The organism is Haloferax sulfurifontis ATCC BAA-897, from assembly GCF_000337835.1.
Taxonomy (GTDB): domain Archaea; phylum Halobacteriota; class Halobacteria; order Halobacteriales; family Haloferacaceae; genus Haloferax; species Haloferax denitrificans.
In genome coordinates this window covers 151,343-166,954 of the sequence record NZ_AOLM01000018.1, presented here as the reverse complement: position 1 = coordinate 166,954, position 15,612 = coordinate 151,343, and the positions used below count along the sequence as shown (strand labels likewise).

Annotated in this window: 16 protein-coding genes; 10 read left to right on the top strand and 6 right to left on the bottom strand. The window is 69.3% G+C overall.

Going from position 1 to position 15,612, the window contains the following annotated elements:
* Positions 1 to 59: 59 nt before the first annotated feature.
* Positions 60 to 1,574 carry a carboxypeptidase M32 gene (locus tag C441_RS09775; protein ID WP_007274946.1) on the bottom strand — a complete coding sequence of 505 codons (1,515 nt, stop codon included), beginning with the start codon at positions 1,572 to 1,574 and terminating at the stop codon, positions 60 to 62.
* 333 nt (positions 1,575 to 1,907) lie between these two features.
* Complete coding sequence (locus C441_RS09770; RefSeq protein WP_007274945.1) at positions 1,908 to 3,002, bottom strand: M20 family metallopeptidase; 1,095 nt, start codon at positions 3,000 to 3,002, stop codon at positions 1,908 to 1,910.
* A 163-nt stretch (positions 3,003 to 3,165) separates the two neighbouring features.
* Here C441_RS09770 and C441_RS09765 point away from each other — a divergent pair, with 163 nt between their 5' ends.
* Together C441_RS09765 and C441_RS09760 are read left to right on the top strand one after the other, a co-directional pair.
* Positions 3,166 to 4,797, top strand: a complete 1,632-nt coding sequence (locus tag C441_RS09765; RefSeq protein WP_007274944.1) for a methyl-accepting chemotaxis protein — start codon at positions 3,166 to 3,168, stop codon at positions 4,795 to 4,797.
* A gap of 109 nt (positions 4,798 to 4,906) precedes the next feature.
* A complete protein-coding gene (locus C441_RS09760) occupies positions 4,907 to 6,796 on the top strand; it encodes a PINc/VapC family ATPase (protein WP_007274943.1) in 1,890 nt (629 codons plus the stop codon).
* Positions 6,797 to 6,910: 114 nt separating this feature from the next.
* Here the strand turns inward: C441_RS09760 and C441_RS09755 are convergent, their stop codons facing one another.
* On the bottom strand, positions 6,911 to 7,204 hold the full coding sequence (locus C441_RS09755) for a MarR family transcriptional regulator (protein ID WP_049917911.1): 294 nt from the start codon (positions 7,202 to 7,204) through the stop codon (positions 6,911 to 6,913).
* A gap of 124 nt (positions 7,205 to 7,328) precedes the next feature.
* On the opposite strand from C441_RS09755, the gene C441_RS09750 reads away from it, so the two are divergent.
* From C441_RS09750 to C441_RS09735, 4 genes are all read left to right on the top strand, one after another.
* A complete protein-coding gene (locus C441_RS09750; protein ID WP_004969107.1) occupies positions 7,329 to 7,643 on the top strand; it encodes an EMC6-like membrane protein in 315 nt (104 codons plus the stop codon).
* Positions 7,644 to 7,645: 2 nt separating this feature from the next.
* A complete protein-coding gene (locus tag C441_RS09745; RefSeq protein WP_007274942.1) occupies positions 7,646 to 9,460 on the top strand; it encodes a ribosome biogenesis/translation initiation ATPase RLI in 1,815 nt (604 codons plus the stop codon).
* Between the two features lie 178 nt (positions 9,461 to 9,638).
* The gene (locus tag C441_RS09740; protein WP_007274941.1) at positions 9,639 to 10,577 is read left to right on the top strand and encodes a VOC family protein; all 939 of its coding nucleotides are present in this window, start codon (positions 9,639 to 9,641) and stop codon (positions 10,575 to 10,577) included.
* Positions 10,578 to 10,631: 54 nt separating this feature from the next.
* Positions 10,632 to 11,114, top strand: coding sequence for a YbhB/YbcL family Raf kinase inhibitor-like protein (locus C441_RS09735; protein ID WP_007274940.1), 483 nt, complete (start codon positions 10,632 to 10,634; stop codon positions 11,112 to 11,114).
* Between the two features lie 24 nt (positions 11,115 to 11,138).
* On the opposite strand, the gene rtcA is transcribed toward C441_RS09735, so the two are convergent.
* From rtcA to C441_RS09720, 3 genes are read right to left on the bottom strand one after another with little or no spacing between them, the layout of a single operon-like run.
* Positions 11,139 to 12,179, bottom strand: a complete 1,041-nt coding sequence (rtcA, locus tag C441_RS09730; protein ID WP_007274939.1) for an RNA 3'-terminal phosphate cyclase — start codon at positions 12,177 to 12,179, stop codon at positions 11,139 to 11,141.
* Positions 12,180 to 12,629 carry a universal stress protein gene (locus C441_RS09725; protein WP_007274938.1) on the bottom strand — a complete coding sequence of 150 codons (450 nt, stop codon included), beginning with the start codon at positions 12,627 to 12,629 and terminating at the stop codon, positions 12,180 to 12,182.
* 58 nt (positions 12,630 to 12,687) lie between these two features.
* Positions 12,688 to 13,209: an archaemetzincin family Zn-dependent metalloprotease gene (locus tag C441_RS09720; RefSeq protein ID WP_007274937.1), complete on the bottom strand. Its 522-nt coding sequence runs from the start codon at positions 13,207 to 13,209 to the stop codon at positions 12,688 to 12,690.
* A gap of 39 nt (positions 13,210 to 13,248) precedes the next feature.
* On the opposite strand from C441_RS09720, the gene C441_RS09715 reads away from it, so the two are divergent.
* From C441_RS09715 to npdG, 4 genes are all read left to right on the top strand, one after another.
* Entirely contained in the window at positions 13,249 to 13,701 is a 453-nt protein-coding gene (locus C441_RS09715) for a UPF0146 family protein (RefSeq protein ID WP_049920528.1), read from the top strand.
* Positions 13,702 to 13,732: 31 nt separating this feature from the next.
* Positions 13,733 to 14,587, top strand: coding sequence for a TIGR01548 family HAD-type hydrolase (locus C441_RS09710; protein ID WP_007274935.1), 855 nt, complete (start codon positions 13,733 to 13,735; stop codon positions 14,585 to 14,587).
* Between the two features lie 49 nt (positions 14,588 to 14,636).
* The gene (locus C441_RS09705; RefSeq protein WP_007274934.1) at positions 14,637 to 14,852 is read left to right on the top strand and encodes a DUF7534 family protein; all 216 of its coding nucleotides are present in this window, start codon (positions 14,637 to 14,639) and stop codon (positions 14,850 to 14,852) included.
* 75 nt (positions 14,853 to 14,927) lie between these two features.
* On the top strand, positions 14,928 to 15,596 hold the full coding sequence (npdG, locus tag C441_RS09700; RefSeq protein WP_007274933.1) for an NADPH-dependent F420 reductase: 669 nt from the start codon (positions 14,928 to 14,930) through the stop codon (positions 15,594 to 15,596).
* Positions 15,597 to 15,612: the final 16 nt, after the last annotated feature.

The window sequence follows — 15,612 nt, the reverse complement described above, 5'->3', positions numbered from 1 at the left end:
TCCTGCGCCGACTCCGAGCCGTCGGAAATCGGGGGACTGCGGCGGACTGTCTGTCTCGCCTACAGGTCGTACAGCGACCCGTACTTCGACTCGACGTAGTCGAGGAAGTCGTCGGCGGCGAAGTCCTCGCCGGTCGCCCGCTTTACGAGGTCGTTAGTCTCGTAGCGCCGGCCGTGGCGGTGGATGTTCTCGCGGAGCCACTCGCGGAGGTCGCCGAACTCGCCGTCGGCCAGCTTCCCGTCGAGGTCGTCGATGTCCGCCTCGGCGGCCGCAAACAACTGGGCGGCCATGACGGAGCCGAGCGAGTACGTCGGGAAGTAGCCGAAGTTCCCGTACGCCCAGTGGATGTCCTGCAGACAGCCCTCGGAGTCGGTGTCCGGCCGGATGCCGAGGTACTCCTCGTACTTGTCGTTCCACGCCTCCGGCACGTCCTCGACGGCGAGGTCGCCGGCGATGAGGTCGCGTTCGAGTTCGAACCGGATGACGATGTGCAGGTGGTAGGTCAGTTCGTCCGCCTCGACGCGGATGAGGTTGTCGTCGTACACCTGATTAGCCGCCTCGTAGGCCTCCTCAACCGTCGCGTCGACCTCGGGGAACCGCTCTTCGAGCGTGGGCAGGAAGTGCCGCCAGAAGGCCCGCGAGCGCCCGACGTGGTTCTCCCAGAGCCGCGACTGCGACTCGTGGACCGAGAGGTTGCGGTTCTCGCCGAGCGGCGTCGCGTAGTGCTCGTCGGGCAGGCCGAGGGTGTACAGCGCGTGGCCGAACTCGTGGACGGTCGAGAACAGCGACCCGAGCACGTCGGAGTCGTCGTAGCGGGTCGTCACGCGGGCGTCGAACTGCGTCCCCGACGAAAACGGGTGCGGCGCGGTGTCGAGGCGGCCGCGCTCCCACGGGTAGCCGAGCGTCGTGAGCGCGTCGCGGACGAGTTCCTCCTGTTCGTCTTCGGGGAACTCGCCCTCGAAGGCGTCAACCGCGAGGTCCGCGTCGGACTCGCGGATGTCCTCTATCATCGGGACGAGCACCTCGCGCACCTCGGCGAGAATCTCCTCGGCCTGTTCGAGGGGCAGACACGGCTCGTAGTCCTCGAACAGCACCTCGTAGGGGTCGCGGTCGGGGTCGATGTGCTCGGCGTACTCCCGCTTCAGTTCGACGTGCTTCTCCAGATGCGGCGCGAACGTCTCGAAGTCGTCTTCGGCCTTCGCCTGCTTCCACGCCGGGATGGCCTCCGACGACGCCGCGGAAATCTTCTCGACGAGGTCGTTCGGCACGCGGGCCGCCCGCTCGTAGTCGCGGCGGAGTTCGCGCAGGACGTCGGCCTGCTCGTCGGTCGGGTCGTCGGCCCCGGCCGCGTCGAGGAGGTCGCCGAACTCGTCGTCGGTCAGGAGTTCGTGGCTCAAGGCGGAGAGCGCGGACATCTGCTGGGAGCGCGCGGGCGTCCCCTCGTCGGGCATCATGACCTGCTGGTCCCACGAGAGGATGCCGCCGGCGTTCTCGACGTTGGCGATTCGCTTGTACTTCGTGAGGAGTCGGTCGTACGCCGATTCCGAGTCGGATTCCGCGGAGGACTGTGCCATGGTACGACGGTGGTCTCGGAGGCGTATTAAATCGCAGGAGGCGGGTATTCGTGGTGGGGTTTTGCTACTCACTTGGTCGCTCCCGACTCCGACGCGACAGCCGATGCCGCCGACGCCGCAATCGACGACGGGACAGCCGCGACCGACGACACCGCGAAAGCCCCCGCGAGCGACGGCTCCCGCGGCGACGCGCGCTCCTCGGCCTCCGGCCTGCGGTGCTCACGCCGCCGGGGTTCGCCCTCGCTCGCGGCCCCTTTCAGTCCCGCCCGGTGGCTGTTCGGGCGTCGTCGCGTGTGGGTGTTCAGGCGTCGTCGCGGGCGGGGTTGGCGGCTTTCACCAGCCTTCAACGAGCGCACGATACGTCTCGTAACACCGCGCCAGCACGTCGAGCGACACGCTCTCGTCTTTCGTGTGCGCCTCGCCGGGCTCCGAGGGGCCGTAGACGACGCAGGTCGTGCCCGCCTGCGCCAACCACCCGGCGTCGGTCGCGTGGGGCTTCGTCGTCTGTTCCGGCTCCGCGTCGCCGCGGGCCTCGTGGACCGACCGCGCGGCGTCGAGGACGCGCTCGGCGAAGTCGGCGTCGTCGCACGCCATCGGGGGGAGGTCCTGTTCGACGACCCACTCGACCCCCTCGATTGCCTCTGTCCGCGCGAGGTCGGCGAAGCCGCCGGGGACGGTCCGCTCGTCGATGGTCACCGCACAGCGGTCGGGGATGACGTTCCACGCGCTCCCGCCGTCGATTTCGGTGACGGCGATGCTCCCGGAGACGGGGTGGCCGAGGACCTCGGCGTCCGGCACCGAGAGGCCGCGGACCACGTCCACGGCGTCGGTCGCGCGGTAGACGGCGTTCTCGCCGCGCTCGGGTTCGCTGGCGTGGCAGGCGGTCCCGGACGCGACGAGGGTGCTCGCCCGGCGGCCGCGGTGGGCGACGGCCACGTCGGTCCGGTTCGGTCCCGAGTAGTTCGTCGACCCCTCGGCGACGACGGCGTAGTCGAGTTCGAGGCCGTCGTCGAGCGCCGCGCGGACGCCCTCCCCGCCGATTTCCTCGCCGACGAACGAGGCGAGGACGACCTCCGAGTCGGCCTCGGCGGCCGCGTCGCGGAAGGCGAGCATCGACGCGGCGACGGCCCCTTTCATGTCCGCCGCCCCGCGGCCGTAGAGGCGGCCGTCGCGGGTCTCGACCACGTAGTCGCCGCCGTCTGTGGTCTGGCGGTCGGCCGGCGGGACCACGTCGTGGTGGCCGACGAGCGCGAGCGATTCGCCGACGCCGGGATTGACGCGGGCGACGACGTTCCCCGCGCCGTCTCTGGTCACGTCGGCGTCGGTCTCCCCGCGGAGCCACGATTCGATGCGGTCGCCGGCGGCGGTCTCGTCCTCGTGGCTCGGCACCGACACGAGGGTCGCCGTGAGGTCGCGGAGTTCGTCCATGCCGGCCCGTCGGCGGGTCGCCCCAAAAGCGTGTGGCGTCCGGCAGTCCGCGCGCGCCGGGCCCGCCGCGACTGCGGTCGGTCCCCCTCTCGCGGTCGGACCCCGTTATCAGATTTCGAGAATGCGCGGCCCGGCTTATTGTGCGTTCCCCGCACGTCCGAGTATGGGACTCGTCTCGACGTACGAACGGTTGCTCTGGGGAAGCATGGACGCGCTCGGTATCTCGGATTCGGTCGAGAGAAAGGTCGTCGCCGCCGTTGCAATCCAGTTCGCGGTCTCGCTCGCGCAGGCCGCGCTCCCGTGGGTCGCGACCGGCGCGCTCCGACTCGAACTCTCGGCGCTCCTCCTGTTCGGTGCCGGCCTCGCGTTCGTCAACACGATTATCATCACGCGGAAAGACATCGTCTCGCCAATCGAGTCCATCTCGGCGGCGGCCGCGGGCGTCGCGGCGGGCGACCTGTCGACCCGCCCCCCGGACGTGACCGGGCGCGACGAGGTGGCCCGCCTCGCCGACGACTTCGGCGCGATGCACGACCACCTCTGTATCGTCGCCTCGCAGGCGGGCGCGCTCGCCGACCAGCGGTTCGACGACCCGGCGCTCGACGAGGATCTGCCGGGCGAGTTCGGCGCGGCGCTCGACCGGATGCAACGCGACCTCGCCGACTACACGCGTAACCTCCAGCATCTCGTGGAGGCGTTCGCCGAGGCGACATCGCGGGCGCAGGCCGGCGACCTCACCGCCACCATCGACACCGACGACTGGGGCGTCGACGACGAGCGATACGCCGAGGTCGCGGCGACCTACAACGACCTCGTCCGCACCCTCTCGTCGACCATCGGCGAGGTGCAGTCGTTCGCACAGGAGGTGTCGCGGATGAGTTCGACCGCCCGCGAGCACGTCCGCCGGGCCGACGCCGCCAGCGAGGAAGTCGCCGCCTCGGTCACCGAAATCTCCGACGGCGCGGGGGCACAAACCGACCACCTCCAGACCGTCTCCGACGAACTCAACACGCTGTCTGCGACCGTCGAGGAGATAGCCGCCTCCGCCGACGAGGTCGCGACCACTGCCGAAACCGCGTCCGAGCGCGGCGAGGTCGGTCGCGACGCGGCGACCGAGGCGATGGAGGAGTTAGACACGGTGGAGGCCCGCATCGACCGCACCGCCGACGCCGTCGCCGAACTCACCGAGAGCATCGAGGAGATAGACGAAATAGCGGCGTTCATCGAGCACGTGGGCTCGCAGACCGACCTGCTCGCCATCAACGCGGCCATCGAGGCCGCCCACGCGGGCGAGGCCGGCGACGGCTTCGGCGTCGTCGCACAGGAGGTCAAGTCGCTCGCCGAGGAGACCCGCGACTCCGCCGACGAGGTGTCCGGGCTCATCGCCGACATCACCGAACACTCCGAGGAGACGCTCGCCGACGTGCGGGAGATGAACCGGCAGGTCGCCGACAGTCTGGAGACGGTCACCGAGGCCATCGGCGAGTTCGAGACCATCGTGGACATGGTGACGGACATCGACGCCAGCGTGGCCGAGGTGAGCGCCGCGACCGACCAGCAGGCCCAGTCGGCGGCGGACATCGCCGCCCGCGTCGACGACGTGGCGAACATTTCCGAGGAGACCGCCGGCCAGTCGCGGACCGTCGTCGCGACGGCCCGAGAGCAGTCCGAGTCCATCGGCGACCTCGCGGACCAGACCGAGGTGCTGTCGTCGCGGGCGGCCGACCTCGACGGCCTCGTCGAGTCGTTCGACGTACTCGATGGGGAGCGGGTGGCCGCGCCCGGAGACGACTGAGTCGAGGTCGAGGGCGCGGAACGCGGGACGCGGGACCACCCGACGCCCCGCCGACGGTGTCACCGCTTTTATCTACAACCTTATCCGTCACCCGCCCAAACTCACGCGCATGAAAATAGTGCCGGACACGAGCGCGGTCATCGACGGTCGCGTGTCCGAGCGAGTCGACGACGGCACCTACGAGGGCGCCGACGTCCTCGTCCCCGAGGCGGTCGTCAGCGAACTCGAATCGCAGGCCAACGACGGCCGTGACACGGGTTGGGAGGGCCTCTCCGAACTCCAGCGCCTCGCCGAGTTCGCCGACGACGGCGTCATCGACCTCAAGTACGTCGGTCGTCGCCCGAGTTCGGGCGAGACGAAGGGCGCGGGCGAGGGCGACATCGACGCGCTCATCCGCGACATCGCCACGGAGCGGTCGGCGACGCTCCTGACGAGCGACGTGGTGCAGGCCGAAGTGGCGAGAGCGAAGGGCGTCTCGGTCGAGTACGTCGAGGCCGCGGTCCGCGGCTCCGGCGGGCTCATCATCGAGCGCTTCTTCGACGACCAGACGATGTCGGTCCACCTCAAGACCGACACCCGCCCGAAGGCCAAACGCGGCGCGGTCGGCGAGATGCACTACCAGCCCATCGCCGACGAGCCGACCGACGAGGCGACGATGAAGGAGTGGGCCGACGACATCGTCAACTCCGCCCGCGCCGCCACCGACGGCTTCGTCGAACTCTCCGAGCCGGGCATGGACATCGTCCAGTTCCGCGACTACCGCATCGCGGTCGCCCGCCCGCCGTTCGCCGACGGCATCGAAATCACCGCCGTCCGTCCCATCGTCAAGACCGAACTCGACGACTACGAGTTCGCCGACGAACTCCGCGACCGACTCGCCGAGCGCCAGCGCGGCGTCCTCATCGCCGGGTCGCCCGGTGCCGGGAAGTCCACGTTCGCGCAGGCGGTCGCCGAGTTCCTCAACGACAGCGACTACGCGGTCAAGACGATGGAGAAGCCCCGCGACCTGCAGGTCGGCCCCGACATCACCCAGTACACCGCCCTCGGCGGCGACATGGCGAAGACGGCCGACTCCCTGCTCCTCGTGCGCCCGGACTACACCATCTACGACGAGGTCAGAAAGACCGAGGACTTCTCGGTGTTCTCGGACATGCGACTGGCGGGCGTCGGCATGGTCGGCGTCGTCCACGCCACCCGCGCCATCGACGCGCTCCAGCGCCTCGTCGGCCGGGTCGAACTCGGCATGATTCCGCAGGTCGTCGACACCGTCGTCTACATCGAGGACGGCGAGGTCCACACGGTGTACGACGTGCGCACCGAGGTGAAGGTGCCCGAGGGCCTCTTCGCGGAGGACCTCGCCCGCCCGGTCATCCAGATTCGGGACTTCGAGACCGGCACGCCGAAGTACGAGATTTACACGTTCAACCGGCAGGTCGTCACCGTCCCGCTCGGCGAGGACGGCGAGGAGAAGGAAAGCGGCGTCTCCCGGCTTGCGAAACAGGAAATCGAACGCGAGATTCGCTCCATCGCCCGCGGGCACGTCGACGTGGACCTGCAAGGGCAGAACCGCGCGGTCGTCTACGTCGAGGACGACGACATCTCCTACGTCATCGGGAAGGGCGGCGGCCGCATCTCCGACGTGGAAGACCGCCTCGGCATCGACATCGACGTGCGGACCCACGACGAAAAGCCGTCGTCGTCGGGACAGCACGCGGGCGCGAACGCCGGGGGTCAGTCCGGCGCGTCCGGTTCCGGCGGCGGGGCCGGCGGGGCCGACGAGGGCGTCGTCGTGACGCCCGAGGTCACCTCGCGGCACGTCGTCGTCCGGATGGACGGCCACGTCGGCGAGACGGTCGAGGTCCGCGCCGACGGCGAGTACCTGTTCACGGCGACGGTCGGCCGCGGCGGCGACATTCAGGTCTCTCGCGGGAGCGCCATCGCCGAGGAACTGGAGAACGCAATCGATAGAAAACAGCAGATTACGGTCGTTCCGGCCTAACAGAACGGCCGAATCGTCGTTTTCGTCGGTCGGGGTTCGACCGGGTCGACACGTCGCAACTGGTCTCTTACGACACCGACTGCGAAGCGTGCGGTGGTTCCGCGGCGGTTCTCACTACTCGGCGCAACAGGCCTTTTCTTTGCCGCCGTCGGCTTTGGCCTGCGCCTTTTGCGGCGCGAGATCGGTCAACTGATAGAGGTTCTGTCGGGCGTCGGCGAAGTAGACGTCCTCGTCGACGATACCGATTCCCTCCAGTCGTTCGAGCGCGTAGCGAACGGTTCGCGCCGAGAGCATCGACTCTTCGACGATGCCTTTCTGGGTGAGCGGACCGTTGTATTCGAGCACTTTGAAAACAAGCTTCGCACTCGGTGGGAGGTCGTCGAGACTCTCCTCTTCTGTTCCAGCCATCGTTACGAATCGAAACGCGCTACCAGCATAAACCTTGTTGGCCTGCGACCGGCCGACAACGCTTTACCCGCGGGGTGGCGGGAGGAACGAACGCCTTTTGACGCCGGATATCGCACGGGAACACATGGCCACGGAAACGCAGACCGGACTCTCCAGTCACATTCGCGGAGTGACGGTCACGACACTCGCCTGCCTCGCCGGCATCGCCGCCGCGGTGGTCTCGGGTGCTGTGGTGGGGACGAGTCCCGAGGCCGCGACCAATCAGTTGGCCGTGGGTATCCTCGGGGCGCTCGTCCTTATCCAGTTCCCCGTGCTCCGCGTCGTCGGCGTCGACGTCACCGGGTTCGGCGCGAAGGACTACCTCTACGTGGTGTTCATGACCTTCGCGCTCTGGTTCATCACGTTCGCCATCCTGCTGACTTCGGGTGTTCAGCTCTAACGATGGCCGACGATAGTATCGCCGTCGTCGACTTAGACCGGTGTTCTCCCGACCGCTGTAGCTACGAGTGCTCGAACTTCTGTCCGCCGAACCGGACGGGCAAAGAGTGCATCACGCTCCGCGGCGAGGACGCCGAGCAGGGCGGTCCCGACCAGGTGCGCATCTCCGAGGAAATCTGCCTCGGCGAGACCTGCGGCATCTGCGTCGAGAAGTGCCCCTTCGACGCAATCGAAATCATCAACCTCCCCTCGGAGCTCGACGAGGAGCCGACCCACCGCTACGGCGAAAACGCCTTCTCGCTGTACGGGCTTCCGGTCCCCGAATCCGGCGCGGTGACGGGCATCCTCGGCCCGAACGGTATCGGGAAGACGACCGCCGTCCGCGCCCTCGCGGGCGAGATGGTCCCCAACCTCGGCAACTACGACGACGACCCGACGTGGGAGGCCGTCCTCGACCGCTTCCGCGGCACCGAGCTCCAGAACTACGTCGAGCGGGTCCGCGACGGCGAGGTCTCCATCGCGCGCAAGCCGCAGTACGTCGACCAGATCCCCAAGCAGTTCGACGGGACGGCCCGCGACCTCTTGGAGGCGACCGACGAGCGCGGCGCGCTCGACTCCTACATCGACCGCCTCGACATCGGGCCCGTCGTCGACAACGACATCGAGACGCTGTCGGGCGGCGAGCTCCAGCGGGTCGCCCTCGCGGCGACGCTCGCCCGCGACCGCGACTTCTACTTCCTCGACGAGATTTCGCCGTACCTCGACATCGGCCAGCGCGTCACCGCCGCGCGGCTCATCCGCGAACTCGCGGAGGACGAAGACCGCGCGGTGCTCGTGGTGGAACACGACCTCGCCATCCTCGACCTGCTCGCCGACACGCTCCACGTCGCCTACGGTGAGCCCGGCGCGTACGGTGTCATCACCGACCCCAAGTCGGTCAGAAACGGCATCAACGAGTACCTGAAGGGGTATCTCTCGAACGAGAACATGCGCATCCGCCCGGAGGCCATCACCTTCGAGGAACACGCGCCCCGGGAGACGACGAAGGCCGAACCCCTCGTCGAGTACCCCGACCTCGCCAAGTCCTACGGCGACGGCGAGTTCTCGCTCGACGTGGAGTCCGGCACCATCTACAACGGCGAAGTGCTCGGCGTCGTCGGCCCCAACGGTATCGGGAAGTCGACGCTCGCCCAGCTGTTTACGGGCGACCTGACGCCCGATATGGGCGACCTCGACTTCGCGCTCGACATCTCGTACAAGCCGCAGTACATCGAAATCGACCAGCCGATGCGAGTCGACGCGTTCCTCTCGTCTATCACCGACCAGTTCGGCTCGTCGTACTGGAACACGGAAATCGCGAACCCGCTCCAGCTCAACCGCATCATGGAGCGCAACCTCACCGACCTCTCGGGCGGCGAGCGCCAGCGCGTCGCCATCGCGGCGTGTCTCTCGCAGGACGCCGACCTCTACCTGCTCGACGAGCCGTCGGCCCACCTCGACGTCGAACAGCGCGTGCAGGCCACCTCGGCCATCCGCCGCTACGCCGAGAACCACGACGCGACGGTCATGGTCATCGACCACGACATCTACATGATGGACCTGCTCGCGGACCGCCTGATGGTGTTCGACGGCGAGCCGTCCATCGAGGGCCACGCCTCGAAGCCACAGGAGATGCGCGACGGCATGAACGACTTCCTGTCGGACCTCGACATCACGTTCCGCCGCGACGAGCGCACCCAGCGCCCGCGCATCAACAAGCCCGACTCGCAACTCGACCGCGAGCAGAAGCGCGCCGGCGAGTACTACTACGCCGAGTAGCGACCCGGTCGCCCGTTCGCGTTCGCGTTTCCGTCCGCTTCGTTTCCGCTCTCGCTCTCGTTTTTCGTTCCGTCTCAACCGGGCGTTTCCCGCCGACAGCGACCCGGTTACACGCCGCGCCGCGAGTGACTCCGATGTTACTACGGACGTTTTCACGGCCACGCTCGAAGACGTGGGCATGACGAACGATTTCCCATCCGACGGCTCGCTCACGGACGACGCCCACCTCGGCCGGGTCGCGCTCCGCGTCGGCTCGCTCGACCGCGTCGTCCCGTTCTACCGCGACGTGGTCGGCCTCGCGGTCGAGCGCGACCGCGACGGGTCGCGGGCGGTTCTCTCGGCGGGCGAGACCCCCGTCGTCGTCCTCGACGAGGACCCCGACGCCCCCGAGCGCGGTCGCCGGGAGGCCGGGCTGTTCCACCTCGCGGTCCGCGTGCCCGACCGGGGCGCGCTCGGCGACGTGCTCTCCCGCGCCCGAACCCGCGCCAGCGACGCCGACGCGACCCTGTCCGGCGCGTCCGACCACCTCGTCAGCGAGGCGCTGTACTTCCGCGACCCGGAGGGCAACGGCGTCGAGGTCTACCGCGACCGCCCCCGCGAGAGGTGGCCGTGGACCGACGACCGCCGGGTATCGATGGACACGCTCCCGCTGGACCTCGGGTCGCTCGCCGACGACGCCGCCGGCGCGGACCGCGCGCCCGCCGGCACCGACCTCGGACACGTCCACCTCGAAGTCACCGACGTCCCTCGGTCGCGGGACTTCTACGTCGACGCGCTCGGCATGCGCGTCCGCGACGAGGGCTACCCCGGCGCGGCGTTCGTCGCCGCCGGCGAGTACCACCACCACGTCGGCCTGAACAGTTGGAACACCCGGAGCGCTCCGGTCGGCGAGGGCCGCGGAATCGAGTGGTTCGAAGTCGTCGTCCCCGACACCGCGACGCTCGACGCAGTCCGCGAGTCGCTGACTGACGGCGGCCACGAGTTCGACGCGGTCGACGAGGACGGGTTCGACGAGGTCGGGTCCGGCGACGACGATGCGGCCGACGCCCCCACGACCGATTCGTTCGTCGTCTCCGACCCCGACGGAATCGGCGTTCGAGTCGTCTACAGCCGCTGACGCGTCGGTTTTCCCGAACGAATCGTTTTGTCGCTGGTCGCCCAACGAGACGGTATGATATCGAGCGATTCGAGCGAGCGCCGTCGCGGGCTCACCCTCCAAAGCCCGGCGTTCGACGACGGAAGCCCGATACCCCGCACCCACGGCTACGCGACCGAAAACGAGAGTCCGCCGCTCCGCATCGGCGGCGTGCCACCCGGAACCGTCTCGCTCGCCCTCGTGATGGACGACCCCGACGCGGTGAAGCCCGCGGGCGAGGTGTGGGACCACTGGCTCGTCTGGAACGTCGACCCCGAGACCGACGCCATCGAGGCGGGCGAGACGCCGCCGGGCGCGGTCGAGGGAACCAACAGCTACGGCGAGCGGGGCTACGGCGGCCCGAACCCACCGGACGGCGAGCACGCCTACCGGTTCCTCCTGTACGCGCTCGACGCACCCCTCGACCTCGACGCGGGCGCGACGAAGGCCGACCTGAAGCGCGCCATCGCGGGACACGTCATCGCCGAGACGCAGTTGAACGGAACCTACGCGCCCTGAATCGGCCGAAAACGGGTCTCCCGGTCAGCGGCCGCCGTCGGACTCGACGACCGCACCTGCGCCGTCTCCGGCCGCCCGAAGCGTCACGTCGTAGCCGAAGGCCCGAATCACGTCGAGGTTCGTACGCACGTGGTCCGTGACGGCGGGAATCCGCAGGCGACCCCCGGCGAGCGCGACCCAGACGAGCAGTTGGTCGGCCATGTGGCGGTCCACGGGCGCGTCGCCGCGGAGCCAGTCGAGGAACGACGCGCCCGCCCGCGCCCCGACCGTCTCGGCGGGCGTGCCGCGTTCGCCGTAGGCGTCGAAGCCGGCGACGACCGATTCGCCCCCGTCTCCACCCCGCGCGACGACGACCACGACCGAGCCGGGCGAGTCGCTTTCGACCGACGAGACCGCGGCGTGAACCGGGAGGTCGACGCCCGCCTCGGCGAGCGTGTCGCGGACGCCCTCGACCTGCCGGTCGGCCACCGCGGCGTCCGCGAGCGAGTCGCTTTCGACCGAGTAGACCCGGAGTTCGTCGGGGTCCGCGCGACGGTCCAGCGCCAGCGGCGTCGGCTCGGCCGGTTCGATTCGGAGCGAGAGCGTGCCGCCCCCGGCCGGGTAGAAGCCGCGGCGAGGCACCGAGACGCCGAAGTCGACGCCGAACGCCGAACACAGCGGGCGTTTTACGTACCGGAGGTAGTCCGCCGGCGGCGACCACCGAACGTCGGTGCCGCCGGTGACCGAAAGCGAAAGCGGGTCGTCGAGGGCGACGGCCGCGGGAAGAAGCGTCTCGCAGACGAGCGTCGCGCTCCCGGCGGTGCCGACGGCCGCCTCGACCGGGTCGGCTCGCACGTCGCCGGGCGAAAAGCGGAGTGTTGAGGAGCCGACCTCGCCGCCGTCGACGTCGGCGTTCGAGACGGCCGCCGCGACCGAGACGCAGGCGACGTGCTGGGCCTTCAGCCCGGGCGTCGAGCGGTTCCCGCGGACGTTCGTCATCTCGAACGGCTCGCCGGTGACGAGCGAGAGCGCGAGCGCGGTTCGCAGGGGTTGGCCGCCGCCGTCGCGGCCGTCGAGTCGGCGCACTCAGCGGACGACGGTGACGGGGCAGGACGCCCGCTCGACGAGTTCCTTGGCGACGCTCCCGACCAGCCCCTCGTAGCGCTTCGAGAGGCCGCGGTGGCCGACGAAGATACCGTCGGCGTCCGCCTCGTCGGCGTAGGCCGGAATCGCCTCGACGGGGTCGCCGTAGAGGAGTTCCGCGGTCGCTTCGACGCCCGCGTCGGCGGCGCGTTCGGCGGCCGCCTGCAGGACGCGCTCGGCGCGCGATTCCGCGTCTTCGAGGCTCTCGGCGACGATTCGGTCGCCGGTTCTGGCGACGCCCGCGACCGGTTCCTCGCCGCCTTCGACGAGGACCTGCGGTTCGACCGCGTGGACGACCGTGACCGTCGCACCCAGCGGTTCGAGCATCGTGAGCGCGTGGTCGAGCGCTCTGTCGGCGGCCGCAGACCCGTCTACTGCAACGACGAAGTTCATACCCGTATACAGGTGCCGAGACGAGAAAAAGGGTGAGACGGTGTTCGTGCCCTGAGAACTAGTGGACGAGCCGACTGCACGTGCCGCAGAGGTTCTCTTCTTTCACGTCGACCTCGCGGACCGTCGGCGAGAATGACATGACGCACTTGTTGTTGTCGCAGTGTTCGAGACCGAGGGTGTGGCCGATCTCGTGGACGACCTCCTTGCGCACGCGGTCGGACAGCACCTCGTCGGCGGGCTTGTTCGTGATGCCGCCGTCGGTGGAGGTCTGGAGGCGGTACGTGGAGATGACGGAGCCGTTGCCGTTGAGGTACGCGAGGCCGAAGACGTAGTTTCGGCGGCGGTAGTAGAGGTCCTTTTCGGTGATGCCGATGTTCTTCTCGCCGCGACCGATGCGGCTCGCCAGCTCGATGAACTGCTCGGCGCGGTACTGGTTTCGGCTCCGGTCGAACGCGCCCTCGGGTATCGCCTGATTCGATTGCACGGTCACGTCGCAGTCGTAGACGGAGCGAAGTCCGGCGGATGCCTCCCGCTTGACGGCCGCAGAAATATCCCCGATAGGCACGATATCGACGAGCATGCGAGGGATTAAGCGGGGACGCTTCATAAATATCCCGACGTGAAAAAATCGCTTCGCGACGCGCTCGTTGCACGGTTGTCGGGCTACGACCGCGCGGTCGAAGTCGGGGTCGGTCGGGAGCCCTCGGTGGCGGCCGCCCTCGCCGCCCGCGGGGTCGACGTGGTCGCCGTCGACGTTCACGACTTTCCCGTCCCCGAGGGCGTCTCGTTCGTCCGCGACGACGTGTTCGCCCGCGCCGACGCCTCCGACCTCGGCCCCTACGCCGACGCCGACGTCGTCTACGCGCTGAACGTCCCGGTCGAACTCCACCGACCCGCCGCGGAGGTCGCCCGCCGCGCCGACGCCGACTTCCTGTTCACCACGCTCGGCTACGACGAGCCGTCGATTCCGGTCGCCCGCGAGTCGCTTCCGGGCGACACCCTGTACGCCGCCCAACGGGGGCGTCGGGACCAGCGCACCCGGCGGGACTCCCACGGTCGGTCCCAAGGGTAAGGCACTTGCCCGCTCGTCGCGCGGTTCCGGTATGCACGCGGACGCTGTCGTCCTCGATATCGACGGAGTGCTCGTCGACGTCGCCGACTCCTACCGGCGCGCCATCGTCGAATCCGTGGACCGACACTACGGCACGACCATCTCCCGCGACGAGGTCCAACTGTTCAAGGACGCCGGCGGCTTCAACAACGACTGGGAACTCACCTACGCGGCGGCGCTGTACGTCCTCGCCGCCCGCGAGACCGACCTGTCGGTCGCCGAGTTCACCGACGAAATCGAGGCCCGCGGCGGCGGCCTCGACGCCGCCGAGGCGACCGTCGAAGCCCTGTTTTCCGACCCGGGCGCCGTCTTCGACGAGTGGGACCCCGAGGCGCTCCGCGAGACGTTTCAGGCGCTCTACCTCGGGAGCGACCGCTACCGCGACCTCGAAGGCGGCGAGCCGCCGTTCGACGCCCCCGGCTACATCCACGACGAGCCCGTGCTCCTCCGCCCGGAGACGCTCGACGCCCTCGGCGACCGCGAACTCGGCGTCGTCACCGGTCGCCCCAGCGCCGAGGCCGACATCGCGCTCGACCGCGTCGGCCTCGACGTGGCCGACGACCACCGGTTCACGATGGACGACTGGGAGGAGGGCAAGCCCCACCCGGCCGCGCTCGTGACCGTCGCGGAGCGCCTCGGAGCCGACTCGGTCGTCTTCGTCGGCGACACCCTCGACGACGTGAAGACGGCGCTGAACGCCGACGCCGCCGACCCCGACCGCGTCTACTACGGCGTCGGCGTCCTCTCGGGCGGGCTGACCGGCGACGACGGCCGACAGAAGTTCTCCGAAATCGGCGCGGCCGCCGTCGTCGAGGACGTGAACGAGGTCCCGGACCTGCTCGACTGATGACTCAGACGCTGACTCCGACTCCCGTTTCGCCGCCGGAGGGCCGCTGATGGGACACCTTCGCGCCTTCGTCGTCACGCTACTCGCGCTCGACGCGGTCGTGGTCGTCGCCGGGACGTACCTCCTCCCGCCGGACCCCGTCACGCAGTTGTTCCTCGTCGGGCCGCCCCTCCTTTTCGCCCCGGTGGTCGCGTGGTGGCTCGTCTACCGCGACGGCTTCGAGCGGGTGCAGGCGCTCGTCGAGTCCGACGGCGACGGTCGGTGACGCCCCGCCCGCGAACACAGGCAGAACCGACCGGTCGCACAACCCTTTAGGTCGGTTCGGTCCGGAGGTGTGAGTATGCGAATCGCACTCCTCGGTGGGACCGGCGACATCGGCGAGGGCCTCGCCCTCCGCTGGGCCTACCACACCGACCACGAGGTCATCGTCGGGTCGCGCGACCCCGACAAGGCCCGCGAGAAGGCCGACGAGTACGAGACCGAACTCTCCAGTCGCGGCCGCGACGTGAAGGTAAACGGCTTCGCGAACGAGATGGCCGCCGACCGCGCCTCCGTGGTCGTCCTCGCCGTGCCGCCGTACCACGTCTCCGACACCGTCGAGGCCGTTTCCGATTCGCTCTCCGAGGGCGACGTGCTCGTCACGCCCGCGGCGGGCATGAAGCGCGACGACGACGGCTTCCACTACCACCCGCCGAAGGCGGGGAGCGTGACGGCGCTCGTCGCCGACGCGGCCCCCGACGACGTGCCGGTCGTCGGCGCGTTCCACAACCTCGCGGCCGGGCGACTGGCCGACCTCGACGCCGACCTCGGCATCGACACGCTCCTCGTCGCCGACGACGAGGACGCCAAGGAGACGGTGCGCCTGCTCGCCGAGGGCATCGACGGCCTCCGCGCGCTCGACGGCGGCGGCCTCGCCAACGCCCCCGAAATCGAGGGCATCACCCCGCTTCTCATCAACGTCGCGCGGAACAACGACGGCCTGAACGACCTCGGCATCCAGTTCAAGTAGCGCCGTCCGACCCGCG